The sequence below is a fragment of the Streptomyces scopuliridis genome (genome assembly GCF_042790125.1).
Taxonomy (GTDB): Bacteria; Actinomycetota; Actinomycetes; order Streptomycetales; family Streptomycetaceae; genus Streptomyces; species Streptomyces scopuliridis_A.
Map to the genome: position 1 here is coordinate 106,429 of NZ_JBHTZS010000005.1, position 25,586 is coordinate 132,014.

At 71.4% G+C, this 25,586-nt stretch carries 21 protein-coding genes; 13 read left to right on the plus strand and 8 right to left on the minus strand.

Annotated elements, in window-relative coordinates:
• Positions 1–190 precede the first annotated feature (190 nt).
• From ACFRKB_RS09625 to ACFRKB_RS09655, 7 genes are all read left to right on the plus strand, one after another.
• Entirely contained in the window at positions 191–1,864 is a 1,674-nt protein-coding gene (locus tag ACFRKB_RS09625; RefSeq protein WP_383104701.1) for an ABC transporter substrate-binding protein, read from the plus strand.
• Positions 1,861–2,805, plus strand: coding sequence for an ABC transporter permease (locus tag ACFRKB_RS09630; RefSeq protein WP_383104702.1), 945 nt, complete (start codon positions 1,861–1,863; stop codon positions 2,803–2,805). Before ACFRKB_RS09625 ends, ACFRKB_RS09630 begins: the two co-directional genes overlap by 4 nt.
• Positions 2,790–3,710, plus strand: a complete 921-nt coding sequence (locus tag ACFRKB_RS09635) for an ABC transporter permease (RefSeq protein WP_383104703.1) — start codon at positions 2,790–2,792, stop codon at positions 3,708–3,710. The genes ACFRKB_RS09630 and ACFRKB_RS09635 overlap by 16 nt, the downstream gene beginning before the upstream one ends.
• Positions 3,707–4,705 (plus strand): ABC transporter ATP-binding protein, encoded by a 999-nt coding sequence (locus ACFRKB_RS09640; protein ID WP_383104705.1) that lies wholly within the window; start codon positions 3,707–3,709, stop codon positions 4,703–4,705. Before ACFRKB_RS09635 ends, ACFRKB_RS09640 begins: the two co-directional genes overlap by 4 nt.
• Complete coding sequence (locus ACFRKB_RS09645; protein WP_383104706.1) at positions 4,702–5,556, plus strand: ABC transporter ATP-binding protein; 855 nt, start codon at positions 4,702–4,704, stop codon at positions 5,554–5,556. Before ACFRKB_RS09640 ends, ACFRKB_RS09645 begins: the two co-directional genes overlap by 4 nt.
• Positions 5,557–5,600: 44 nt before the next feature.
• On the plus strand, positions 5,601–7,175 hold the full coding sequence (locus ACFRKB_RS09650) for a phytoene desaturase family protein (RefSeq protein ID WP_383104707.1): 1,575 nt from the start codon (positions 5,601–5,603) through the stop codon (positions 7,173–7,175).
• 70 nt (positions 7,176–7,245) lie between these two features.
• Positions 7,246–8,481, plus strand: a complete 1,236-nt coding sequence (locus tag ACFRKB_RS09655; protein WP_383104708.1) for a metal-dependent hydrolase family protein — start codon at positions 7,246–7,248, stop codon at positions 8,479–8,481.
• 23 nt (positions 8,482–8,504) lie between these two features.
• On the opposite strand, the gene ACFRKB_RS09660 is transcribed toward ACFRKB_RS09655, so the two are convergent.
• The 6 genes from ACFRKB_RS09660 to ACFRKB_RS09685 form a co-directional block, all read right to left on the minus strand.
• Entirely contained in the window at positions 8,505–9,509 is a 1,005-nt protein-coding gene (locus ACFRKB_RS09660; RefSeq protein WP_383104710.1) for a DMT family transporter, read from the minus strand.
• Positions 9,510–9,604: 95 nt separating this feature from the next.
• Positions 9,605–10,243 (minus strand): TetR/AcrR family transcriptional regulator, encoded by a 639-nt coding sequence (locus ACFRKB_RS09665; RefSeq protein ID WP_383104711.1) that lies wholly within the window; start codon positions 10,241–10,243, stop codon positions 9,605–9,607.
• Positions 10,244–10,310: 67 nt separating this feature from the next.
• Entirely contained in the window at positions 10,311–11,438 is a 1,128-nt protein-coding gene (locus tag ACFRKB_RS09670; protein WP_383104712.1) for an FAD-dependent oxidoreductase, read from the minus strand.
• A complete protein-coding gene (locus ACFRKB_RS09675) occupies positions 11,422–12,693 on the minus strand; it encodes a Glu/Leu/Phe/Val dehydrogenase dimerization domain-containing protein (RefSeq protein WP_383104714.1) in 1,272 nt (423 codons plus the stop codon). Before ACFRKB_RS09675 ends, ACFRKB_RS09670 begins: the two co-directional genes overlap by 17 nt.
• Before the next feature lie 121 nt (positions 12,694–12,814).
• On the minus strand, positions 12,815–13,996 hold the full coding sequence (gene solA / locus ACFRKB_RS09680; RefSeq protein WP_383104715.1) for an N-methyl-L-tryptophan oxidase: 1,182 nt from the start codon (positions 13,994–13,996) through the stop codon (positions 12,815–12,817).
• 245 nt (positions 13,997–14,241) lie between these two features.
• On the minus strand, positions 14,242–14,856 hold the full coding sequence (locus ACFRKB_RS09685) for a TetR/AcrR family transcriptional regulator (protein WP_383104716.1): 615 nt from the start codon (positions 14,854–14,856) through the stop codon (positions 14,242–14,244).
• 266 nt (positions 14,857–15,122) lie between these two features.
• On the opposite strand from ACFRKB_RS09685, the gene ACFRKB_RS09690 reads away from it, so the two are divergent.
• The 6 genes from ACFRKB_RS09690 (at position 15,123) to ACFRKB_RS09715 (ending at position 23,191) form a co-directional block, all read left to right on the plus strand.
• A complete protein-coding gene (locus ACFRKB_RS09690; protein ID WP_383104718.1) occupies positions 15,123–17,213 on the plus strand; it encodes an acetate--CoA ligase family protein in 2,091 nt (696 codons plus the stop codon).
• The gene (locus ACFRKB_RS09695) at positions 17,210–18,016 is read left to right on the plus strand and encodes an SDR family oxidoreductase (protein WP_383104720.1); all 807 of its coding nucleotides are present in this window, start codon (positions 17,210–17,212) and stop codon (positions 18,014–18,016) included. Before ACFRKB_RS09690 ends, ACFRKB_RS09695 begins: the two co-directional genes overlap by 4 nt.
• Positions 18,013–19,608 (plus strand): 5-guanidino-2-oxopentanoate decarboxylase, encoded by a 1,596-nt coding sequence (locus tag ACFRKB_RS09700; RefSeq protein ID WP_383104722.1) that lies wholly within the window; start codon positions 18,013–18,015, stop codon positions 19,606–19,608. The genes ACFRKB_RS09695 and ACFRKB_RS09700 overlap by 4 nt, the downstream gene beginning before the upstream one ends.
• A gap of 78 nt (positions 19,609–19,686) precedes the next feature.
• Positions 19,687–20,844: an acyl-CoA dehydrogenase family protein gene (locus tag ACFRKB_RS09705; protein WP_383104723.1), complete on the plus strand. Its 1,158-nt coding sequence runs from the start codon at positions 19,687–19,689 to the stop codon at positions 20,842–20,844.
• Positions 20,845–20,961: 117 nt separating this feature from the next.
• A complete protein-coding gene (locus tag ACFRKB_RS09710) occupies positions 20,962–22,047 on the plus strand; it encodes an S-(hydroxymethyl)mycothiol dehydrogenase (RefSeq protein WP_383105115.1) in 1,086 nt (361 codons plus the stop codon).
• 175 nt (positions 22,048–22,222) lie between these two features.
• Positions 22,223–23,191, plus strand: a complete 969-nt coding sequence (locus ACFRKB_RS09715) for an aldo/keto reductase (protein WP_383104725.1) — start codon at positions 22,223–22,225, stop codon at positions 23,189–23,191.
• Positions 23,192–23,305: 114 nt separating this feature from the next.
• Here the strand turns inward: ACFRKB_RS09715 and ACFRKB_RS09720 are convergent, their stop codons facing one another.
• Complete coding sequence (locus tag ACFRKB_RS09720) at positions 23,306–24,319, minus strand: NAD-dependent epimerase/dehydratase family protein (protein WP_383104727.1); 1,014 nt, start codon at positions 24,317–24,319, stop codon at positions 23,306–23,308.
• Between the two features lie 76 nt (positions 24,320–24,395).
• A complete protein-coding gene (locus ACFRKB_RS09725; RefSeq protein WP_383104729.1) occupies positions 24,396–25,466 on the minus strand; it encodes a Gfo/Idh/MocA family protein in 1,071 nt (356 codons plus the stop codon).
• Positions 25,467–25,586: the final 120 nt, after the last annotated feature.

The window sequence follows — 25,586 nt, forward strand, 5'->3', positions numbered from 1 at the left end:
CCGGCCGACGCCGGGACCGGTGCCACACGGATCACACCGCCGCCCGGGGAGGCCCGTCGCCAGCCCTCCACGCATCCCCATGCTCCCGATGGCGTGCCCACAGGTGACACGCCCTACCTCACATCCGAGGCCAGGACTTGCCCCGCCGTCCGGTCATTCCGCGCAGCGGCAGCTCCAGGAGAGGACACTCATGGCCGGACCACACCACCATCCGTCCCGACGACAGGTTCTGACCACAGGGGCCGCGGGAGCCGCCGGCGTGCTGCTGAGCGGCTGCGACGCCGGCCCGCCGCACGCGCGCGTCGGCCCCGCGGCCGATGTCGTGGAATGGGCGCCGGGGCCGGGAGACCCGGTCGGCGCGCGGCGCACGGGCAGGGTGATCACGGCCTGGTCGAACGAGGCGCAGTCCTACGACCCGGCCATCGGCTGGGATCTGCACAGCTGGGAGGCCATCTCGACGGTCCTGTACGCCCCGCTGTACCAGTACGCGCGCCAGTACGACGGACCCGCCCCGCACGCGGCGGCCGCCATGCCGCGGATATCCGCGGACCGGACGGTGTACACCGTCCCCCTGCGACGGGACGTACGCTTCCACAACGGCCGGCCGGTGACCGCGCAGGACTACATCTACACATGGACGCGGCTGCTGGATCCCGAACTGGCGTCCTGGGCGGCGAGTTATCTCTTCGGGATCGAAGGGGCCGAGGCGGTCAACCAGCAGAAGGCGGCGAAGGTGAGCGGCCTGCGCGCGCCGGACCCGTACACGCTGCGGATCCAGCTCACCGAGCCGGACGTCCTCCTGCCCGCGCTGCTGTGCCAGCCCTATACCGCCGCCCTGCCCCAGGAGGAGATCCGCCGGCTCGGCTCGGGCTTCGGCCGTACTCCGGTCGGCAACGGCCCGTTCCGTATCACCCGGTACGACAGCAAGGGCCAGCGAGCGCTCTTCACGGCGTTCGACCGGTACTTCTGGCGCGGCACCCCCCTCATCGACACCCTGGAATACCGCTGGGGCATCGGCTATCCCCTTCAGACACTCCAGCTCAGCGGGGGCAGGGTGGATGTGCTCGGCGAAGGACTGGTGGCCAGCCAGGCCGCCAGGTTCACCGCCGACCCCGCCATGCGCGAGCGGTACGTGCAGACCGTCCCGGTGCGCGGAAGCCAGTGGATCTCGGCCAACACCAAGCGCCCGGAACTCCGTGATCCGCGGGTGCGGCAGGCCCTGAACTGGGCGGTCGACCGGGAACAGCTCATGCGTCTCTCCTTCGGCCTGTCGGATCCCTGGGGATGCCCCTTCCCCAAGCAGCTCAGCCGGTACCGGCGTACGGCGAAGCCCTACACCCACGCACCGGAGAGGGCCCGCGGGCTCCTCGAACAAGCGGGGGTACGCAACCTCCGCCTGGACTTCCTGCACGGCACCCGCGATCCCTGGCCGCTGCTGGCGCAGGTCCTCCAACAGCAGCTCAAGGCGGTGGGGGTGGAGATCACCCTGAACGCCATGAGCCAGTCCGCGTTCGAGCTGGCCACGTCGAAGGGCGAGGGGGATCTCTACGGCTCGCAGATGTACATCACGCTGGACAGCGCCCTCGAACTCACGTCGTCCTGCTTCACTTCGTCCGCCGCCCAGAACTACACCGGGTACGCGAACGCGCGGGTGGACGCGCTGACGGCCAGGGCGCGCAAGGCGCCCACCACGGAAGCGGCCAACTCGCTCCTCGCGGAGGCCGAGGAGGAGCTCGTCCGCGACGCCGCCGGGGTCTTCATCGGCAGCATGAACTTCCTCGCCGCACGCGCACCGGGGGTCCGTAACTACCAGATGCGCGGAGAAACCGGCACGTACTACGACCGGTTGTGGGTGAAACGATGAGTGCCGTTCCCGTCACCACACAGACGTCCGCCTCCACCGCGGCGACATCCACCCGGGGGAACGGTCTCCCCGGACCGGCCACCGCCGGGTCCCGGTCCGCGCGGGACAAGGGGTCCCGTCTGTGGCTCGCCGGGCTCTGCCTGCTCGGTGTGCTGGCCCTGCTGGCCCTGCTGGCGCCCCTGGCCGGATCGCCGTACACGATTCACACCGACAGCCTCACCGCCAACGGCCTGCCCGCCGGGATCGGCGCGGACGGCCACCCGCTCGGGACCGACTCCATCGGCCGTGACCTGCTAGCCCGTTCGCTCCACGGACTGCGGGCCACGCTGATCATCGCGCTCGTCGCCAACATCACCTCCGTCGGCCTGGGCGCCGTGGTGGGACTCGTGGCGGGTTTCTACCAGGGCTGGATCGAGCAGTGTCTGATGCGTCTGGTCGATGTGTTCCTGTCCATCCCCACCGTGCTGTCGGGTCTCGCGCTGGCGAGCATCGTGGGCCGTGGCACCACCGGCATCATCGTCGTCGTCACCGCCCTGTACTGGGCCTGGACCGCGCGGCTGGTGCACGGTGAGACGCTGCGGCTGCGCGGCCGCGGATACGTCGAGGCGGCCCTCGCGCACGGTGTGCGCCGCCACACCGCACTGCGCCGCCATGTGCTGCCCCACCTGTCCACCGTCCTGCTCAATGTCGCGGCCCTCAACGGCGCCGCCGTCGTGGTGGTCGGGGCCGGCCTGTCGTACCTCGGGGCGGGGATCCAGCCGCCCACCCCGGAGATCGGCAACATGCTCGCGGACGGTTCCGGCAGCATGACCTATGCCCCGCACACCCTGTTCGTCCCCCTCGTCCTCGTCATCGCGACCGTCCTGGCCTTCGTTCTGATCGCCGAAGGGCTGAACCGCCGCAACCCACTCTCGGAGCGACGCTCATGGCTCGACGCATAGGCATACGCATCCTGCTGGGCCTGTTCACCGTCACCGCGGTGGTCCTGCTCACCTTCGTCCTTCAGTACGTCGTCCCCGGCGACCCGGCCCGCAGCATCGCCGGCCCCAAGGCCACTCCGGAGGTCCTCGCCGAGATCCGCGCGCGGCTCCGCCTCGACGACCCGCTCTGGTCGCAGCTCGGCCACTATCTGAGCTCCGTGGCCTCCGGGGACCTCGGCACCTCCTACTCCCACGACCGTCCCGTGCTCTCGCTGATCCTCGAACGGCTTCCCGCCACCGCCGTCCTCGCGGCGGCCGCCCTCACGGTCGAGGTCGTCCTCGGCGGTCTGTGGGGGCTCTGGGAGGCGCTGCGGCCCAAGCGGAACTGGCTGCTGGCGACCATCAACGTGGGCCTGCTGTCGATGCCCGTGTTCTCGCTCGGCTTCCTCCTGCTGCTCTTCTTCGGATACCAGCTCCCGATCTTCCCGATCGACGGCGGAACCGGCCCGGCACAGATCGTGCTGCCGGCGCTGACGCTCGGAATCCTCGGCGCCCCGTACTACGCGAACGTCGTCCGGGACAGCGTGCGCGAGGCGCTGTCCTCGGCCTATGTGCGGACGGCGGTCGCCAAGGGCCTCAGCCGCCGGCGGATCGTGACCCGGCATGTGCTGCGCAATACCGCCTCCCCGGTGACGACCCTGCTCGGTATGGATGTGGCGGTGTTCCTCTCCGGGGTCGTCTTCGTCGAGACGATCTTCGGCTGGCCCGGCATCGGCCAGCTGCAGACGGCGGCGTTCGCCGCCCTCGACCGTCCGCTGCTCACCGGCACGGTCATCATCGCGGCGACCCTCGTCGTGACGGCCAACCTGCTGGTGGACCTGATCAGGACCGCCATCGACCCCCGTGCCGCATCGGAGACACCATGACCACCGCTCCGGAGTCAACCACCGTGCGCCGCCTCGGCAGTGATGTCGCGATCGACGGCCTCAGCGTCGCCTACGGCGACTATCCCGCCCTGCGGGACGTCACGCTCCACGTACCCGCGGGCACCACCACGGCCCTCGTCGGCGAGTCCGGTTCCGGCAAGTCCACACTCGCCCTGGCCGCGGGCCGCATTCTCCCGGCGGGCGCGCGGATCACCGCCGGCTCGGTCCGGGTCGGGGACGTGGAACTGACCGCACTCGGCGGAAAGGCCCTCCGCGAGGCACGGGGCCGTACCGCGGCCTACCTCGCGCAGGACGCCTCCGCCGCCCTCAACCCCGTGATCCGCGTGGGCAAGCAGATCGCGGAGGTCCACCGGGTCCGCAACGGAGCGGGCAGGACCGAGTCCGATCTGCTGGCCCGTCAGGCCCTCGCCGACGTCGGTATCCCGGACCCCGATCGCGTCGCCCGGCTCTACCCCCACGCGCTCTCCGGCGGCATGCGGCAGCGCGTGATCATCGCGATGGCGCTCGCCTTCCATCCCCAACTGCTCATCGCCGACGAGCCGACGACCGCGCTGGACGTGACCGTGCAGGCCGAGATCCTCGGACTGATCAGCCGGCTCCAGCAGGAGTACGGGCTCACCGTCGTCTGGATCACCCACGACATGTCGGTCGTCGCGGAGATCGCGGACCATGTCGCGGTGCTCTACGGCGGCCGGCTGGTCGAGCACACCGATGTGCTCACCCTCTTCGAGGGCGCCAGGCACCCGTACACCCAGGCCCTGCTCAGGTGCTTCCAGAGCGGTCGCAGCGCCGGGCCGAAGGCCCCCTTCACCACGATCTCGGGGAGCCCGCCCGTCGGTGGTGTCCCCGGGGGCTGTCCCTTCCACACCAGGTGTCCGCACGCCGAAGTCCGCTGCGGGACCGATCTCCCCCAGCCGCTCCGGCTCGCGGAGGACCACATCGCGGCCTGTCACCGTCTGGAGGATGTCCGATGAACGAGGCCGAGCGCGCCACCGCCGGAGCGGCGCCCCTGCTGGAGGCGACCGGCATCACCAAGCGCTACGGGCGCTACACCGCGCTCGACGCGGTGGACCTGCGCATCGAGGCGGGCCGCACGGTCAGCATCGTGGGCGAGTCCGGCTCGGGCAAGTCCACCCTGGCGCGGGTCCTCGTCGGTCTGGAGCGCGCCGACAGCGGCACCGTACGCTTCCGCGGCGAGCCGGTCCGTGGCCGTCGGGCAAGGCAGGTGTTCCACCGGAGTGTCGGAATGGTCTTCCAGGACCCCTATGAGTCGATCGATCCACGGCTGACGATCGGCGAGGTGGTCGCGGAGCCGCTGCGCGCCCACAGGCTGCACCGGCACGACGAAGGGGAGCGTGTCCGCGAACTGCTCGACGCCGTAGGGATGGAGGGTGTCGAGCCCGATGCCTACCCGCACCGGTTCTCCGGGGGCCAGCGGCAACGCGTCTGCATCGCACGGGCCTTGGCCACCGACCCCGACCTGGTCATCTGCGACGAGCCCACGTCGGCGCTCGACGTCTCCGTCCAGGCGCAGATCCTCAACCTGCTCCTTGACCTCCAACGGCGGTGCGGACTGGCGTACTTGTTCATCACGCACGATCTGGATGTGGTGCGCCGGATCAGCGACGAAGTCGATGTGCTCCTGCGCGGCACGGTCGTGGAACGCGGCAGCGCGGACCAGGTCACCCACCGTCCCCGGCATGAGTACACCCGCCGGCTGCTCGGCGCGGTCCCGGCCGTCTCGCCCCGCGACCGGCGCATCGGCGCGCCGCTGGCGCCCGGAACCCCGACCGCTCCGAAGGGCGCGGAGCAATCGCCCGTATGACCCTGGATGTCCAGGAGACACGAAAGGAACGGAATATTACCGTCATGGCAGCACAAGCGGAATTCACCAGGGACGTCTACGACGTCGTCATTGTCGGTGGTGGGCACAACGGGCTGGTCGCCGCCGCCTATCTCGCTCGGGCAGGGCGCTCCGTACTCGTCCTCGAACGTCTGGACGTCACGGGCGGCGCCGCCGTCTCGACGCGGGCCTTCGCGGGCGTGGACGCGCGCCTGTCCCGCTACTCGTATCTCGTCTCCCTGCTGCCGTCGAAGGTCGTCGACGACCTCGGCCTGAGCTTCGCCGTGCGGAAACGCACGGTGGCCTCCTATACGCCCACGGCGCGCGACGGCCGTGCCACCGGACTGTTCATCGGTGGCGGTGAGGAGCGCACCCGCGCGTCCTTCCGCGCCCTCACGGGATCCGACGCGGAGTACGAGGCGTGGCAGGACTTCTACGCCACGACCGGACGCGTCGCCCGGAGCGTCTTCCCCACGCTGACCGAGCCGTTGCCCACCCGCGAGGCGCTTCGCGCACGGATCGGCGACGACGCCGCCTGGCACATGCTGTTCGAGCAGCCGCTGGGTGTCACGATCGAGGAGCGGTTCCGGGACGACCTGGTGCGCGGCGTCGTTCTCACCGACGGCATCATCGGCACCTTCAGCGATGCGCACGACGCCTCGCTGGCGCAGAACATCTGCTTCCTGTACCACGTGATCGGCGGGGGCACGGGAGACTGGGACGTTCCCATCGGCGGCATGGGCGCCTTCACCGACGCGCTGGCCCAGGCGGCCCGCGCGGCCGGGACCGAGATCGTCACCGGCCACGAAGTGCTCCGCATCGACCCGGACGATCCCCACTCCGTCGTCACGTACCGCACCCGGGCGGGAGAGGGCTCCGTCGCGGCTCGCAAGGTCCTGGTGAACGCCTCCCCCGAGGCCCTCGCCCAACTCGTCGGCGACGAGGCTCCGGCCGAGCGCGCCGAGGGAGCCCAGCTCAAGGTCAATATGCTGCTGCGCCGGCTGCCGCGGCTGCGTGACACCTCCGTCGACCCGCGCGAGGCGTTCTCCGGTACGTTCCACATCGCGGAGGGCTACGGACAACTGGCCAGGGCCTACCGGGAGGCCGCCGGGGGCGCTCTGCCGTCGTCACCTCCCTCGGAGATCTACTGCCACTCGCTCACCGATCCCACGATCCTCGCCCCCGAGCTGGTCGCCCGCGGCTACCAGACGCTGACGATGTTCGGAGTCCACACACCGGCCCGGCTGTTCGAGCAGGACAACGCCGCGAAGCGGGACGCCCTGCTCAAGGCGGCTCTCGCCGAACTCGACGCGGTGCTGGACGAGCCCATCGCCGACTGTCTGGCACTGGACGAGAACGGCAGGCCGTGCATCGAGGCGAAGACCCCCCTCGACCTGGAGGAGGAACTGCGGCTGCCACGGGGGAACATCTTCCACCGCTCGCTGGCGTTCCCGTTCGCCGACGAGGAGAAGGGCACCGGCCGCTGGGGAGTCGAGACCTCGCACCGCAATGTGCTGCTCTGCGGCGCGGGCGCGGTGCGCGGCGGCGGTGTGAGCGGTGTTCCCGGACACAACGCGGCCATGGCCGTCCTGGAGCAGTGAGTTCGTCACCGCCTTCACGCGGAGGCCGGGACGGTCCCGGCCTCCGCGTTCAACTCGTCAAGGAGGACTGATGGCCCTCGCGTTGCGATGCGCGCGCCTGATCGATGTCGAGGCCGGTGAGGTGCTGACCGACCGGACCGTGCTGGTGGAAGGGGAACGGATCCGCGCGGTGCGGCCGGGCTCGGCGCCTGTTCCGGAAGGTGTCGAGGTCATCGATCTGGGCGAGGCCACGCTCGGTCCCGGACTGATCGACCTGCACACCCATCTGGTCGGCATCGCCGCCTGCGGAGACCCGCTGCAGGAGCTCAGGCAGAGCGCCGCGCAGCAGGCCTTCGAATCGATCAGCCACGCGCGCGACACCCTGCTCGCCGGCTTCACCACGGTCCGGGACGTGGGCACCTTCCGCGCGTTCGTCGATACGGCCCTGCGGGACGCGATCGACGGCGGCATCGTCATCGGGCCCCGCATGGCCGTCGCCGGGGCCTATGTGACGGTCTCCACCGGGGGCGGGATGATCACCGGTCTGGCCCCTGACATCGAACTGCCCAGAGAGTTCCGCTTCGGTTCCGTGCGCGGTGTGGACGACGTGCGCGAGCGTGTCCGGCAGATCCTGCACGGCGGCGCCGACCTGATCAAGCTGATCGGCACCGGCGCGGTCATGGCGGCGGGTACCGTACCCGGCGCGCCGGAGCTCACCGAGGCGCAGATGCGGGCCGCGGTGGAGGAGGCGGCCCTCTACGGTGCGTACGTGGCGGTCCACGCCCACGGCAGCGAGGGCATCAGAAGGGCGGCGGCGGCCGGCGTCCGTTCCATCGAGCACGGCTGCTACCTCGACGACGAGGGCATCGAGCTGATGCTGGAGCACGGCACCTATCTCTCGGCCGACCTCTGGTGGAGCGACTGGCTGGCCGAGAACGCGGACGCCGCCGGGTTCGACGCCGAGTCACAGGCCAAGAACGACCACGCCACCGAAGCGCAGCGCCAGGCGTTCACGAAGGCCGTACGGGCCGGTGTGAAGATCGGCTTCGGTACGGACGCCGGCGGGTTCCCGCACGGCCTGCAGGCCCGTCAGCTCGCGACCCTGTGCGCGTACGGCATGACGCCGATGCAGGCGCTGCGTACGGCCACGCTCACCAGCGCCGAGTGCATGGGCTGGGAGGACAGGGTCGGTTCGATCGCCCCGGGCAAGTACGCCGACCTCATCGCCGTCCCCGGCACGTCCGGCGAACTGTCGGCGTTCACGGACGTCCGCTTCGTCATGAAGGGCGGACAGATCATCAAGAACGAGCTGACGACGCGGGGTTGAGGCCGGGAACCCAACGGTTCCTGTCATTCTCCCCGCGCGGACGCGCCCGAAGCCCGCGGTCCTTCCGGACCGCGGGCTTCCGGAGTCTGACCCCGCGCTTCCGGGCCGGGGACGGCGAGCGGATCCGCGAGCGGCGGTGCGACCGAGCGGTCGGCGGTGATGACGAGGTACATCGCCAGCAGGATCAGCAGGCCGCCGACGATCGTCCGGTTCGACAGCGACGCCCCGACGAGCAGGCTGAAGAGGGCCACGAACAGCGGTTCGCAGGCCATGACGACCGCGGCGCTCGCGGCGGTGAGCCGGGACTGTGCCCAGGTCTGCACCACGTACATGCCGAGTGTCGCCAGCAGGGTCGAGTAGGCGAGCCAGCCCCAGCCGGCCGGGGTGTCCGGCAGATCGATCCCGTTCGGTACGGCCCAGAACGAGGCGATCACACCGGTGCCGAGGATCTGCAGTGTGGCCAGGCCGTAGACCTTCTCGGCCGACGAGTACGCGGACAGGAACGCCATCTGCACCGCGTACGCGAGTGCGGCGGCCAGGGTCAGCCACGTGCCGAAGCTGAAGGAGACCCCGTTGAAGGCGATGACGCCCAGACCCGCCATCGCCGCGATCGCACCGGCCCATACGCCCCTCGTCACCTTCGTCTTGAAGAGGATCCGTGCCACCAGCGGTGTCAGGATCACGAAGAGCGAGGTCAGGAAGCCGGATTGGGAGGCGGGAATGTAGTGCTGCCCCTGGACCTGGAGGAGCGTTCCGGAGCCGAGGAAACAGGCGAGCCCCAGTCCGGCGAGTGTGTGCCGGCGGCCGAGCGCCGCGATCGCGCGGGGCCGGACGGCCACCATGATCAGCCCGGCGAGGAGGAAGCGGACGGCGACCAGACTCGCCGTACCCATCTCCGGGAGGAGCCAGACCGTCGCCAGGTAACTCCAGCCCCAGACCGCGGTGGCGCACGTCAGCGCCACGAAGGCGATGCGGCGGCCCGGGTCCGTGGGGCCGGAGAGCGGTGTCGTCCGACGCGTGGGCACCATTGAGTCCCCCTCGCTGTGCGCGGCCATGGGTGAACCGGGTTGAGTGTTCACCGAGAGCAGCGTATTTATTGACTGATTCGTCAGTCAATAGCGTTTCAGGAGATGTCCGCCGGCCGCCCGGCGGCGCGGCGCGGCCCGAGCGCCGCCGGATCGATCCCGAGCTGCCCGGCCACATGCTCGCGCACCCACTGCGCGGCTTCCGCCTTCTCCAGGGCTCCACGCCGGGCGACGAGCTGCACGGCGAGGCCGTCGAGGAAGAGCGTGATCCGCCATGCCACGACCCGCGCGTCGGCGCAGTGGAACTCCCCGTTGTCCATTCCCTCTTGGACCAGGGACACGATGGAGGACTTCCACTCCTCGTCCATCTTCCGCATCACGTCATGCAGACCCTTGTCCCGCATGCCCGCGGACCAGCCGTCGATCCACAGCCGCCAGCCGGGCGCCTGTCCGGTCGGCGCGTACAGCCGGATCAGCGCCTTCATCCGGGTCACCACGGACCCGGACCGCGCGATCGTCGTCCGCAGCGCCTCCATCTCCCGCCGCGCCGCGTACGCGAAGGCTTCCTCGACGAGCAGTTCCTTGGTCGCGAAGTGGTAGTGGACCAGGCCACTGCTCACCTTCAGCGCCCCGGCGACATCGGCGACGCGCGTGGTCGCGATGCCCCGCTGCTTGATCTGCTCCACTGTCGCTTCGAGGATTTCCTCACGCCTCAGGACAACCTTTTTGCGTGCCACGGAGGACACCTTACCCGGGCGTCCTGACTCGTATGTCAGGACGCCCGGGGCGGTCGGCGGGCGCCGGTCAGCGGGAACCCCCGGCGCCGAGGACATGAGCGGCGAGCCGGAAACGCTCGGGCGGTCCCCCGGCGCCGGTCGCCAGGTCCGCCGTGAGTTCGCCGATGAGCGGCGCGAACTTCGCCCCGTGCCCCGAGCAGGGCGAACAGACGACGAACGGTCCGACGCGGTCGAGCAGGAAGTCCTCGCTCGGCGTGAAGGTGAACAGGCAGCTGGTCTCGGACCGGGGTGTGGGATCCAGACCGGGCAGCCACCGCTTCACGTACTCGGTGACCCGGGCCCGTGACCGCGCGGTGATCACACCGTCCCGGTCGGTGGCGGTCGTCTTCCGGCCGCTGTAGTGCTCGCCGATCTTACGGTCGTCGTCCGGACCGCCGTCGCGGCCGCCCGCCAGGTGGTAGATCCCGTCCCCCCGCTCGTGGAGGACGCTGGGCCACGCGGGGGCCGCCGGGTCCAGCCGCGGGAAATGGAAGGTGTCCTGCTGGGTGACGGTCAGCGGGGGCAGGGCGAGGTGCTCGCCGAGCAGCCCCGCCGTCCACGCTCCGGCGGCGACGACGACCCGCTCGGCCAGGAGTGTGTCGCCGTCGGCGAGCACCACGCGGGCCCCGGCCGGCGTCGCGTCGAGCGACCGGACCGCGGTGCCGTACCGGACGATCGCGCCCCTGCGGACGGCGCAGTCCAGGAACGCGGTCACCGCCGAGGCGGCGTCGACGGTCCCGCCCTGCGTGTGATGGACGACCGGGCCCTCGAAGCGCATGCCCGGCCAGCGGCGTTCCGCCTCCCGCGCGTCCAGCACCTCGTGGTCCACCGCCGCGGCGGCGAGTCGCGCGGCGACCGCGCCAGCGTACTGGTCCGTTCCGAAGTCCAGGCTGCCGAGCATCCGCAGCAACGACACGTCCGCGTCGGACTCCAGCTCCCGCCAGAGTTCGAACGACCTTCCGGTCAGCTGTGTGTACAGCGCGTCCTCGTAGCCGCGCCGGACGATGCGCGCGCTGCCGTGCGAACTGCCCCGGTGGTGTCCGGGGTCGAACTGCTCCAGCAGGAGCACCGACAGGCCGCGGCGCGAGGCGGCCCACGCGGTGGCGGCGCCCATCAACCCGCCGCCGATCACGACGAGTTCAGCTCGGGTCGACATGGCCGCCTCCGGTGGGGTGTGTGCCGGCGGGCCCGGTCTGCCGGCCGAACCTGGCCTCGATGTCAGTGATCTTGCGGTCGACCACCCCGAGCGCCGCCTCACGCGGCGTGACGCCGTACTTCTCGGCGTCCGCGAGCATGTCGGTGGTGAGACGGCGCATGGCCTCCCTGACCTTGGCGTGTGCCTGGGCGGAGTCGGCGCCGATGTCGCCGAAGAGCGTCCACCACCACCACGCGTTCGTCGCCGAGTTGGCCACGAAGTCCGGCAGGACCAGGGTGCCGCGCGCGTGCAGCGCGGCCTCCGCCTCGGGGAGCGTGGGCATGTTGGCGGCCTCGGCGATGACACGGGCCTTGATCCGCGCCTGGTCGGTCGCGTCGATGCAGTAGGAGACCGCCGCCGGGACGAGGATCTCGCAGTCGATGTCGAGCCACGCGTCACCCGTGGTCTGGGCGTCGCCGGGGCTCAGCAGTGCGCGGTCGATGCCGCCCAGGCCGTCGCGGGTGAGCAGCAGCCGCTCGACGTCGAGGCCCTCGGGGTTGACGATCACGCCCCGGGCGTCGGCCAGGCCCACCACGGTGACGCCCGCGCGGGCGAGATAGCGGGCGGTCGCGCCCCCCATGGACCCGAATCCCTGGACGACGGCCCGCGCCGACGTACGGGCGATGCCGAGGTGGTCCAGGGCGGTGAGGGCCGATTCGGCGACACCGAGGCCGCCGACGAGTTCGGAGAGCGGGATGCCGTCGACGTCGACGTCGAACGCGTCGGCCAGTCGTGCGCGCGCCCCCGCGGCGTCGTCCAGCAGCGGGTAGATGGCCTCGATGGAGCTGTCCAGGCCCAGTTCGGCGAGGACTTCGTCGATGGTGTCCTGGCGCAGCCCCAGGTCTTCGCCGGTGGTCCAGTGGTACTTCAGGACGGACCGTACGGCGTCGAGGAAGCGGCCGAGGACGGCGCGCGCCTCCGGATCGTGCGGACTGCAGTCGATGCCGCCCTTCGCGCCACCGAGCGGGATGTACCGGTTGGCCGGGTCGTAGTGGAGCGCTTCCTTACGGGTCATTCCGGCGGCCAGGCCGCGTACTTCGTCGAGTGTGCACCCCTCGCGCATGCGGAGTCCTCCGCTGGCGACGCCTCTGACCAGCCGGTCGATGACGACGAATCCCTGTCGTCCGGTGACCGGGTCGGTCCAGATCATCTGCAGGTGCGGCGGTGCGGCGACGGTGGTGGCGGTGCGGGGTGTGCTCAGTGGGCTGGCTGTCATGGCTTCCGTCCGGTGCGGGCACTCGTCACAGACGGTGCGTTCTCAAGGGGGACATGAGGGGGTCGGCCGTCTGTTCCGGTGGACGCGGTGCGCCGCGGGAGAAACGGGACGCCCTGTTCGGTCAGGTCATCCAGTTGACCGGGTGGTCGCGGTCGGTCAGCGCGGGCCGGTCGAGCCGGAACGTGGTGTAGGGCTCGGTCGTCGCGAGCGCCGGGTCCCGGGCGAGCTCGGCCAGCATCCGGCCGAGTGTGGGTGCGAACTTGAAGGCGTGCGCGGCGCCGAGGCCGACCAGCACCCGCTCCGCGCCCGGCACCGGACCGAGCACGAAATCGCGGTCCGGTGTGAGGGTGTACAGACAGCGCTTGGACCGGATCGGCCTGCCGCTCTGGGGGAATCGTTCGCTCATGAAGCGGGACAGCACGTTCAGCATGTCCGGGTCGGTCGTGCCGGACCGCTTGTCCGGTTGGACCTGCGGCCCGCCGCAGTCCTGGCCCGCCTTCACCGTTGCCTCGCCGTAGGCCGGGAAGCCGTAGAAACTCGGGTCGTCGAGCCAGATCCAGACGGGGAAGACCCCGGGCGCGAAGGGGGCCGCGTCCGCCGGCTCGAAGTAGGTGACCTGTTCCTCCAGCACCACCAGCGGGATGTCCCGTCCCAGCGGCCCCAGAAGGGTGTTGGCCCACGCGTCCGTGCACAGCACGACCTTGTCGGCGGAGTAGCGCGCGTGCGGTGTGGTGACCTCGACCCCGTGGGCACCGTGCCGGATCCCGGTGACCGGTGTGTTGTCACGGAGCTGGGCGCCCGCCGCCACGGCCAGCCGCTGCATCGCGGCCGTGGACCGCGCCGCGGGCACGATGGACGTACGCTCCTGGTACATCGCCGTCGTCCCGTCGGGGACGACGATCTGGGGCCAGCGACCGCGCACCTGGTCCGCGTCGAGAAGTTCGTAGGCGATCCCTTCGGCGTCGAGACTGCGCCAGTAGTCGTCGAGCGGGAGGCCGGAGTTCTCCGGGCACAGATCGACGCCGCCCGTGCGCGTGACGAACGGCTCACCGGCGGCCTGCTCCAGATGGGCCCAGTCGTCGTACGCGTGCTTGGTCAGGCGGACGTAGTCGGGCCGGTGGTAGCTGTGCCGGAGGATGCGTGAGGTGTCGTGCGACGCGCCGCGCTCGTGACCGAGCTCGAACTGTTCCAGTCCGAGCACGCGCCGTCCCGAACCGGCGAGATGCCACGCCGCCGCGGAGCCGAGTCCTCCCAGACCCACGACGATGACATCGAACGACTCGGTCCCTGTGTGCACGTTCATAGATGGCCTCTCGACGTGGAGCTCGTGTCACGCGCCCCCGGCTCGGCCAGGCGGGACGGCGACGACGGAAAGGGCTTGGGAACCACTGACGGTGATCGGTACGGAGCCCCGGAGCGGGGCCGACGCGTGGGATGGCCCGCGCCGGGCGATTTACTGAACGACGATGCAGTAGCGGATTCGCACCTGTCAATACCGGATCGTCGGCGTTCTTGTCCGGTCAGGGCCCGGGGAACGGCACCGCCGGATCAGCCGCGCTCCAGATCGGCCGCCCGCAGTCCCAGCTCGCGGGCGACGATCTGCCGGGACCACGCCTCGGTCTGCTCACGGTCCTGCGCCCCGCGGTGGACCACCGCCTGCACGGCCACCCCGTCCAGCAGGGCGGTGATCCGCCACGCGGCGCCGCGCGGGTCGTCCGTCGTGAACTCCCCGGCGGCCACACCGTCCTGGATGATCGCGGTGAGCGCGTCCTTCCAGCGCAGGTCGAGTTCTCTGCCCACCTTCCGCAGAGCGGGCTCACGCAGCGCGGCGGCCCAGCCCTCGATCCATAGCGTCCAGCCCTTGGCTCCCCCGGTGGGGGCGTACCAGTCGAGGGCGGTGGTCAGCCGTGCCAGCACGGTGGAGCAGCCCGCGGTCAGGCTCCCGAGGCGGTCCAGATCGCGCTGCACGGCCCAGGTGAAGGCTTCGCCGATCAGCGCCTCCTTGGTCCGGAAGTGGTAGATCACGAGTGCGGGGCTGACCCCGAGATCGCGGGCCACATCGGAGATCCGCAGCGGGTGAATGCCCTGCTTCTCGATCTGGGCGACGGCGGCGGAAAGAATCTCACCGCGGCGCAGACCAGCGTCCTTGCGGCTTCGTGTCACGCCCCGAGGATAGGTCACCGCGCTCGCACGGCGGACCCGTGGCCGAGATGGGGCGCCCGCCCGTAACTGATTCGTCAGTCAGGAATCGCGCCGGAGGCATTGACAACGTCCGAGCGACGACCACATGCTTCCAACCACTTAACTGTACCGCCAGTCAGTAGTGGGTTCGGGAGCACCGACGGAAGCCGCGCCGGCCGCACGCCCCCAGGGCCCGCCCGACCATCCCCGCCCCAACCACTCCTGAACAGAGGGGAGTTGCCGCCACGATGCACCCGATCCCGTCCGCCCGCGGAACCCGAGACAGCGGCCTGTCCGTCTTCCGTGACCCGGCCTCCGTCGCCGTCGTCGGTGCGTCCGCCAACCCGGCGAAGTGGGGGTACTGGCTGGCCCGCGGCGCCCTGACGGGCTCGGCCCGGCGCGCGGTGCACCTGGTCACACGCGGCGGTGGCGACATCCTCGGAACAGCCACCGCCAGTTCGTTGAGCGATCTCCCCGAAGTGCCCGAGCTGGTCGCGTTCTGCGTACCCGCCCCGGAAGTACCGGCGGTGGTCGACGAGGCCCTGGCGCTAGGGGTCCGAGGACTGCTGGGCATCACCGCCGGGGTGCCGGACGAATCCGCTCTCGCCGCCAAGGTCGTCGCGTCGGGTGCCAGGATGATCGGTCCCAGCAGCCTCGGACTGTTCGACGCCGCCTCCTCCCTGCGGATCGCGTGGGGCGATTTCCCGGCCGGCGCGCTGGCCGTGGTGTCGCAGAGCGGACAGGTGGGCAGCGAGATCGCGCTGCTCGCGCGGCAGGCCGGTCTCGGGATATCCCGGTTCGTCTCCGTGGGCAGTCAGGCCGACGTCACGGTGGCGGATCTGCTGGAGGACCTCGTCGACCACGGCCACACCCGTGCCGTGGGCGTCTACCTCGAAAGCTTCCGGGACGGCCGACGGATCTTCGACGCGATACGAACCCTGCGGGCCGCCGGCAAGCCCGTCGTACTGCTGGCCGCCGGCGGCAGCGAGGCCGGGGCCCGCGCCGCGCGCTCCCACACCAGCGCGCTCACCTCGCCGATGGAACTCGTCGACGCCGCGTGCCGGGCAGCGGGCGCGCTGCGGGTGACGACGCCGTCCGCGCTGGTCGACGCGTCCACGTGCCTGCTGGCGGACAGCCTGCCCGCCGGGCCGCGGGCCGGGATCGTCAGCGACAGCGGTGGACAGGCGGCGCTCGCCGCCGACCGTGCGAGCCGGCGGGGACTGTCGGTCCCGGAGCTGAGCGAACCGGTCGCCTCGGCGCTCGCCCGTACCCTGCCCGACGGCGCGGCGGCCGCCAACCCGGTCGACCTCGCGGGCGCCGGTGAACGGGACCTCGGCACCTATCGCGAGGTCACGGCCGCCCTGCTGCGCTCCGGAGAGGTCGACAGCGTCATCCTGTCCGGGTACTTCGGCAGATACGGTCTCGACAGCCCGGCGCTCGCCGAGGCGGAGCAGCGCGTCGCGGGTGAGCTGGCGGAAGCGGCGCGGGCCGCCGGGCGGCCGCTCCTCCTGCACTCCATGGGCGCCGACGGCGATACGGCCCGCGTCCTGCGGGAAGCGGGTGTCCCGGTCTTCGCCACCATCGAAGCCGCCACCGGCGCGCTGGCCGGTGCGGTCGCGCTCCAGGCGCACCGGGGCCGTCACCCCATGGCGACCGGATCCGTCCAGGCGCCGGAAGCGCCCGGATACTGGGCGGCACGTGCCCTGCTGAGCGAGGCCGGTATCGCGTTCCCCGCGGCACGCGAGGTGCGCGACGCCCAGGAAGTGACCCGTGCCACGGGCGAACTCCGCGCGCCGTATGTCCTCAAGGCCGGCTGGCTGGAGCACAAGAGCGAAGCGGGCGGGGTGCGGATCGGTCTCGACGACGCCCCCAGCGCCCTCCGCGCGTTCACCGCCATGCACGCGCGGCTGGGCGACGGACCCTACGTCCTTGAGGAGCAGGACATACGGCCGGATGTGGCCGAAGTGATCGTCGGCGGACGACGGGACGCCTTCCTCGGGCCGATGGTGACGGTCGGCGCCGGCGGTACCGAAGCCGAGGTGCACCGGGACACCGTCACGGAATGCGCACCGGTCGACCTGGACCTGGCGAGAGCGATGGTCCGCGGACTGCGCTGCGCGCCGCTCCTCGACGGATGGCGCGGACGTCCCGCGGTGGACGTGGAGTCGCTGGCCAGGGCCGTCGTCGCGGTGTCCGAGCTGGTGGCGCGGCTCGCCGGCGACCGCGTCGAACTGGAGATCAACCCCCTGCGCGCCGGTCCCGACGGTGTGATCGCCGTCGACGCGCTGCTGGTCACGGACCGGGACGAAACCGCCCTCGATGCCAAGGAAGAGTCATGAACCACCGGATACAGCCCGACGAATTCAGCGGACGGGTGGCACTGGTCACCGGCGGAGGATCAGGGATCGGCCGGGCCGTCGCGCGGCGCTGGGCGGCGGGTGGCGGTCATGTGACGGTCCTCGGCCGGCGCGAGGAGGCGCTGCGCGGAACCGTCGAGCTGATCGAGGCCGCGGGCGGCAGCGCGGACGCCGTGTCGTGCGACGTACGCGACGCCGATGCCGTGGACGCGGCCGTGGACCAGGTGGCCGAACGGCATGGCCGGCTGGACGTGCTGGTCAACAACGCCGCCGGCAACTTCGTACTGCCCGGCGAGCAGCTGTCGCCGAACGGCTGGAAGGCCGTCATCGACATCGTCCTCAACGGCACCTTCCACTGCACCCGGGCCGCCGCGCGGCACATGCTGCCGAAGGGCCGCGGCGCGGTCCTCAGCGTGATCGCCGGCTACGCCTGGCACGGACACCCCGGCACCGTCCACAGCGCCGCGGCCAAGGCGGGCGTGCTCGCCATGACGCGGACACTGGCCGTGGAGTGGGCGGCCCGCGGTGTCCGGCTCAACTGCATCGCCCCGGGCCCGACCGAGACCGAGGGAGCCGCCGCCGCTCTCTGGCCGACCCGGGCCGCCCGCGCCCAGGTGCTCAGCAGTGTCCCCGCCGCACGCTTCACCACCCCGGAGGAAGTGGCGGAATCCGCGGCGTTCCTGGTCAGCGACCGCGCCGCCTACATCACGGGCGACGTGCTCGTCGCCGACGGCGGCCAGTGGCTCGGCAAGTCCATCTACACCGCCCAGCAGGACACACCATGACGGGCACCCTGACCGGTGGCGAGGCGCTTGTCGCCGCACTGTACGAGCACGAGGTCCGCACCGTCTTCGGAATCCCCGGCACACACAACCTGCCGGTCTACACCGCTCTCGCGCGCTATGGCATCCGGCATGTCTCACCCCGGCACGAACAGGGCGGCGCCTTCGCGGCCGACGGCTGGGCCCGCGCCGGCGGACAGCCCGGCGTCTGCGTGACCACGACCGGACCGGCCGTGCTCAACGCCGCGACGGCGGCCGCCCAGGCCTACTCCGACTCGGTGCCGATGCTGCTCGTGTCACCGGGCCTGCCCCTGCGCCACCCCGGCCGCGGCAACGGCCACCTCCACGAGGTGAAGGACCAGAGCGCCGCGATGAACGCCGTCGTGGCGTACAGCCACCGGGTCACCAGCGTGGCGGAGATCCCTCTCGCCGTGGCCCAGGCGTACGCCGCGATGGCGACCGGACGGCCGCGTCCGGTGCACCTGGAGATCCCGCTCGACCTGCTCGACGAGCGGGCCCCGGTCCACGTGCCCGCACGGGTGCCGGTTCCTCCGGCCGCCCCGTCCGCCGAACAGGCCGCCGCGGCCGCACGGGCGCTGGCCGCCGCCGAACGGCCCGTGATCATCGCGGGAGGCGGGAGCAGCGGCGCGGCGCCCGAACTGCGGGAGCTGGCCGAACGGCTCGGCGCGCCGGTCGTCACCACCGCGAACGGCAAGGGGACTCTGGCCGACGGCCACCCGCTCGCCGTCGGTTCCGGACCGCACCACGACGCGGTGCGCGCCCTCGTGGCCGACAGCGATGTGGTACTCGCCGTGGGCACCGAACTCGCGCCCGCCGACCTGTGGAGCGGTCCGCTCGACATCACCGGACGGCTGGTGCGCGTCGACATCGACGCGCAGGCCGTCGTGACCAACGCCCGCGCCGACATCGCCGTCGTCGCCGACGCCGCCCTCGCCCTGCGTGCCATCGGCGACCGGCTGCCGCCCGCCGGGCCGTGCGATCTCGGCAACGCCCGCGCGGCGGAGGCCCGTGCGGCCTTCACCGCCCAGGCGCGGGCCGAGGGCGCCCGCTATCTCGGACTCACGGGAGCCCTGGCCCAGGCACTGGGCCGGGAGGGGTTCCTCGTCGGAGACTCCGCCATGGCCTGCTACTACGGCGCGCTGTCGAACCTGCCCGCCCATCACCCGCGGTCCTTCCTGTACCCGTCCGGTCTCGGCACCCTCGGCTACGGACTGCCGGCCGCCATCGGCGCGAAACTCGCCCGCCCCGACGCGCCGGTGGTCGCGCTGCACGGCGACGGCGGGATCATGTTCACCATCCAGGAACTCGCCTCGGCCGCCCAGTTGGGGCTCCCGCTCCCGGTCATCGTCTCGGACAACGGCGGCTACGGCGAGATCCGTAACGAGATGGCGGACCGCGGGGACCCGGTCCACGCCGTCGACCTGCCGGGTCCCGATTTCGTCGGGATCGCCCGCGCCATGGGCTGTCGCGGCGTACGCATCGACGGCTCCGCGCAGCTCGCCCGGGAACTGGAGAGCGCGCTCGCCGCCGACCGTCCCACGCTGATCCATCTGCCCGAGGACGCCGCCCGATGACACGCGGCGGACCGGGACCGTACGCCCGTACGTCCGGACCGCCGACGTACGGCCCGCACCACCCCACCGGAGGAAACCATGAACACACCCACTGAACCGTGGCCGCTCACCGACGAGCAGCGGGCGGTCGTCCAGCTCTGCCGCGACTTCGCACAGAACGAGATCCGCCCGCGTGCCCGCGAGGTGGACGAGGCCGATGTCGTCACCCCCGTCGACATCTGGCGCAAGGCCGCGCAGGTCGGTATCACCGACTTCATGCTCCCGACCGAGGTCGGCGGCGGAGGATTCACCGATGTGTTCACGCAGTGCCTCGTCCAGGAGGAGCTCTGCTTCGGCGACCCGGGCATCGGCAACCTCGTGTGTTCCAACGGCTTCTTCGCCGACCCCGTGCTCGAACTGGGCACCGACGACCAGAAGAAGCGCTGGCTCGGCCCGCTCGTCGGCCCGGACGCGCCGATGACCGCGCTGGCGACCACCGAGCCCGGCTCGGGTTCCGACGCCGCGTCGATCAAGACCGTGGCCCGGCGTGTCGACGGCGGATACGTACTGAGCGGCCAGAAGGCGTGGATCTCCAACGCCGGGGCCGCGCGGTCCTATGTCGTCTTCGCCAAGACGGATCCCAGCCAGCGGTCCAGGGGGGTCACGGCCTTTCTCGTGGGCGCGGACACCGACGGGCTCACCGTCGGCGAGCCGATGCGGAAAATGGGCCAGCGTGCCATCGTCTGCCGGGAGTTGTTCCTCTCGGACGTCTTCGTTCCCGAGGAGGACCGGCTCGGTGCCGAGGGGCAGGGCTTCCACGGCCTGATGCGGACGTTCGACATCTCCCGTGTCATCCTCGGCGCGGCCGCCGTCGGCGCCGCGCGGGCCGCGTACGAATACGCCCGGGACTACGCACGTACACGCGTCCAGTTCGACCGTCCCATCATCGAGCACCAGGCCGTCGCGTTCCGGCTGGCCGACATGGCCAACCGGATCGAGGGGGCACGACTGCTGGTCCTGCGCGCCGCACGTGCGGTGGACGCCGGAGCGGATGTGACCGGCTTGGCGGCGATGGCCAAGCTGACCGCCTCGGAGACCGCCATGTTCTGCACATGGGCCGCCGTGCAGACCCTCGGCGGCTGGGGTTACTCACGCGAATACCCGGTGGAGCAGTGGATGCGTGACGCCAAGCTGGAGGAGATCGAAGAGGGCACGTCGGACATCATGCGCATCGTGATCTCCCGTCACCTTCCCTGACGCCGACGAGGCGTCGCCGAGCACGACAACGGCGCGCCCCTGCCGTGACTGGCGGCAGGGCGCTCCGGACAAGACACGAGACCAAGCACGAGACAAGACATGAGAAAGGCCGTGAGAATGGCACAGCGGGTACGAGGTGTGGTGGCGCGGGCGAAAGGCGAACCGGTCCGGCTGGAGACGATCGTGGTCCCGGACCCGGGTCCCGGTGAAGCCGTGGTGAAGATCCAGGCGTGCGGGGTGTGCCACACCGACCTGCACTACCGGGAGGGCGGGATCAGCAACGACTTCCCGTTCCTGCTGGGCCACGAGGCGGCCGGCACGGTGGAGTCCGTGGGCGAGGGTGTGACGGAGGTCGCCCCGGGGGACTTCGTCGTCCTCAACTGGCGTGCGGTGTGCGGCCGGTGCCGCGCCTGTCGCCGGGGGCGGCCGTGGTACTGCTTCGACACCCACAACGCGCGGCAGCGCATGAGCCTGACGGACGGCACGGAACTCTCCCCCGCCCTCGGCATCGGCGCCTTCGCCGAGAAGACTCTGGTGGCCGCCGGTCAGTGCACCAAGGTCGACCCGGCCGCCTCACCGGCCGCGGCGGGTCTCCTCGGCTGCGGTGTGATGGCCGGTATCGGCGCCGCGATCAATACGGGAGGCGTGGGCCGGGGCGATTCGGTGGCGGTGATCGGCTGCGGCGGTGTCGGGGCGGCGGCGATCGCGGGCTCCGCGCTGGCCGGTGCGGCGTGCGTCATCGCCGTCGACATCGACGACCGCAAGCTGGAGACGGCCCGCGGGCTCGGTGCCACGCACACCGTCAACTCCCGCTCACAGGACGCGGTGGAGGCGATCCGCGCGCTCACCGGCGGCCACGGCGCCGATGTCGTCATCGAGGCGGTCGGCCGCCCGGAGACGTACGAACAGGCCTTCTACGCCCGCGACCTGGCCGGCACCGTCGTCCTGGTCGGGGTCCCCACTCCCGACATGCGTGTGGACCTGCCGCTCCTGGATGTGTTCGGGCGCGGTGGCGCCCTGAAGTCATCCTGGTACGGCGACTGTCTGCCGTCCCGGGACTTCCCGCTGCTGATCGACCTGTACCGGCGGGGACGGCTGGACCTGGACGCCTTCGTCACCGAGACCATCGCACTGGACGGAGTGGAGGAGGCGTTCGCGCGCATGCACAAGGGCGATGTGCTCCGCTCGGTGGTGGTGCTGTGAGCGAACGGCACGTGTGCGGCCCCGACACGGCACGAACTGATCATTCTGGCCGAGTGTTTCCGACGCGCCGCTCCCACGCGCGGACCCAAACCGGCTGATCACGCCGTGGATGACGTCCCGGACAGGCCGCGATGTCATTTGGCCGGCGTGCCCGGCTGTGGAAGGCTGACCGCCTGTGACAACGAATGCGGAATTGGCCCAGGTCCTGGGCGGCGAACGACTGTTGTACGGGTGCATGGGGCTCGGCGGGAGCTGGGACACCACACCGTACGGCGCGGCGGACATCGCGGAGGCCGAGGCCGCGGTCGAGGCGGCACTCGACAGTGGGATCACGGTGTTCGACCTCGCCGACATCTACCGGCACGGGAAGTCGGAGGCGGTGTTCGGTGAGGTTCTCGCGCGGACACCCGGGCTGCGCGAGCGCATCGTGCTGCAGACCAAGTGCGGAATCCGGCTGGCCGACGGCGACCGGCCGGGTATGTACGACCTGCGGGGTGCGTCCATCGTCGCCCGGGTCGAGGAGAGCCTTGGCCGCCTGCGCACGGACGTCATCGACGTGCTGCTGCTGCACCGGCCGGATCCACTGGCCGATCCCGAGGACGTGGCCCGCGCGCTGAACTCGCTGCACCGGCAGAAGCTGGTGCGCGGGTTCGGCGTGTCCAACATGAGCGCCGCGCAGATCGCGCTGCTTCAGGCACACCTGGACTTTCCCCTGGTGGCGAACCAGCTGGAGATGAGCCTGCACCGCAGGGACTGGCTGGAGGGCGGTGTGCTGGTGAACACGCCGGATGCGGTGTCCGTCGGCTTCCCCCATGGAACCGTGGAGCACTGCCAGGCCAACGGGATCCGTCTCCAGGCCTGGGGCGCTCTCGCGCGGGGCCGCTTCACCGGTCTGCAGGAGACCCCCGCGGAGCAGGCGACGGCGCGGCACGTCGCCGCACTCGCCGAGTCGAAGGGCACGACGCCGGAAACGATTCTGCTGTGGTGGCTGCGGAGGCACCCGGCCCGGATCGCACCGGTCGTCGGCAGCGCACGGCCCGAGCGCATCCGCGCGTGCGGCGACGCGGCGCGGCGGGACCCCGAGCTCACCCACGAGGAGTGGTACGAGCTGTGGATCACCGCACGCGGCGCCGCCCTGCCGTAGGCAGTGACCGACGACGTCGGCCCTGCTCCGGAGCAACCGCGCGGAACAGGGCCGACGGGCTTGCCCGGCAGTGGGACACCGGTGGCGGGCCGGTTTCCGGTCCGTACCGGCTTCCTAGGACGGACGCGGCCGGTGGGCGTCGATCAGCTCGTCCATGAGCGCGTCGAGCCGCGCGTCGACCACGCGCCGGGCCGGGTCCTCGTCATGCCACGCGATGATCTCCCGCGCGCCCTCGGCGAACGGTATGGACGCCGTGAACTCCGGCACCACCCGGCGGATCTTGCCGTTGTCGAACACCATGGAGTGCGCCTTGTCACCGAGCAGGTTCTCGCCCCATCGCGGGTCGGCCGCGGCGATCGCGTCCGAGGGCACGTGCACGAGGCGCGGTTCCACGCCGGCGGCCTCGGCGACGGTCCGGTAGATCCGGTCCCAGCTCAGCACTTCGTCGCTGGTGATGTGGAAGGTCTCGCCGAGTGCTTCGGGGTGCCCGAGGAGTCCGGCGAAGCCGCGGGCGAAGTCGGTGTGGTGCGTGAGGGTCCACAGCGAGGTCCCGTCGCCGTGGACGAGCACCTCCTGCCCCCGGCGCATGCGCTCCACCGCTGTCCAGCCCCCGTCGAAGGGCACGGCGGTACGGTCGTAGGTGTGCGAGGGCCGCACGACGGTGACCGGGAACCGCCGCTCGTCGTGGCTCCTGGCGAGCAGTTCCTCGCAGGCGATCTTGTCGCGGGCGTAGGCGGAGTGGGGGTTGCGCAGCGGCGCGGTCTCGGCGAGGGGCAACTGTCCCGGGGGCCGCTGGTAGGCGGCCGCCGAGCCGATGAAGACGTACTGGCCGGTGCGTCCGCCGAACAGCTCGACGGCGCGGGCGACATGGTCGGTCGTGAAGCCCAGGAAGTCGACGACGACATCGAACTCCTGGCCCTTCAACGCGGCGCGCGTCCCGTCGGTGTCGCGGACGTCGGCCGTGATCACGGTGGCGCCGTCGGGAACCGGACGTACCGAGGAGACGCTGCGGTTGAGCAGGTGGAGATCGGCGCCGAGTTCGGCGGCCCGCCCGGCGCAGGCCGAGCTGATCACTCCGGTGCCACCGATGAACAGGACCTTCCGGCGTTCAAGACGACTCGGGGTCATGAGGTTCGTACTCCTGGGGGATGCGGCGGATGGAACCTCCGGCGCCGTGCGGCACCGGAGGGGCGAAATACGTGTCTCACTCGCCGGGGAAGGCGACGCCCAGCTCGCGGCGGATCCCGTCGAGGGCGCGCATGACCCGCAGGGTCTCGTCGAGCGGCATCAGGTCGGACTCCAGCCGTCCGGCGGCGACGCACCGGGCCGCTTCGGCGGCCTCGTAACACAGCCCGCCCTCGCGCAGCGCGGGGACGTACGAGCCGAGCAGTTCGCGCTCGCGGCTGATCAGACGGACCGTGGCGGGTGCGTAGAAGTCGCCCTCGATCTCCAGACGGGCGTGCGTGCCCGAAATCGACGCCGTGGTCGGGGTGCGGGCGAAGAGGGTGGTGTTCAGGACGCCGTGCGCGCCTGATCCGTTGGTGACGACGATCGACGCCTGTCCGTCGACGCCGGTGAATGCCTTCTCCCCCACGGCGGTGAGCGACACGAACGGCCCCAGCACCATCGACGCGAAAGAGACCGGGTAGACGCCGAGGTCCAGCAGCGCTCCGCCCGCCAGTTCGGGGGCGAAGAGCCGGTGGGCCGCGTCCGGACGCATGAACTGTCCGTGGTCGGCGGCGACCGTGTGCACCTCGCCGAGCAGTCCGGAGTCGAGCGCCTGGCGGACCACGTCGATGTGCGGCAGGAAGCGCGTCCACATCGCCTCCATGAGGAACACCCCGCGTCCCCGGGCGGCCTCGATCAGCTGCTCCGCCTCGCGGGCGTTGCGCGTGAACGCCTTCTCCACGAGCACATGCCGGCCGCCCTCGATCGCCCGCAGGGCGTGCTCGAAGTGGGCGGAGTGCGGTGACGCGACATAGACGATGTCCACGCGCGGGTCGTCGATCACCTCGGCGTAGCTGCCGTAGGCCGCCGGTATCCCGAACCGGTCCGCGAAGGCGCGCGCCCTCCGGGAGTCACGGGACCCGACCGCCACCACACGCTGCTCGGTGTGTGTGCGCAACGCGTCGGCGAAGGAGGCCGCGATGCCGCCCGGGGCGATGACACCCCAGTTCAGAGGTGGCGCGTCGCGGGGCGAGGGCGTCCGCGGCGCGGGCAGCGTCCCGCGTACCGCCTGCTGCGCGTGTCCGTCGGCCTGGCGGGGCTGCGACATGGTGCTCCTGTCCGAATCTGGGTGCGGCGGTGGGGTGTACGGCACCGGAGTCACGTCGTCGGGATGCTCCGGTGGGCGACGCGTCGGTGCGTCGGACGGGCTTGAGGACCGGGCGGGACG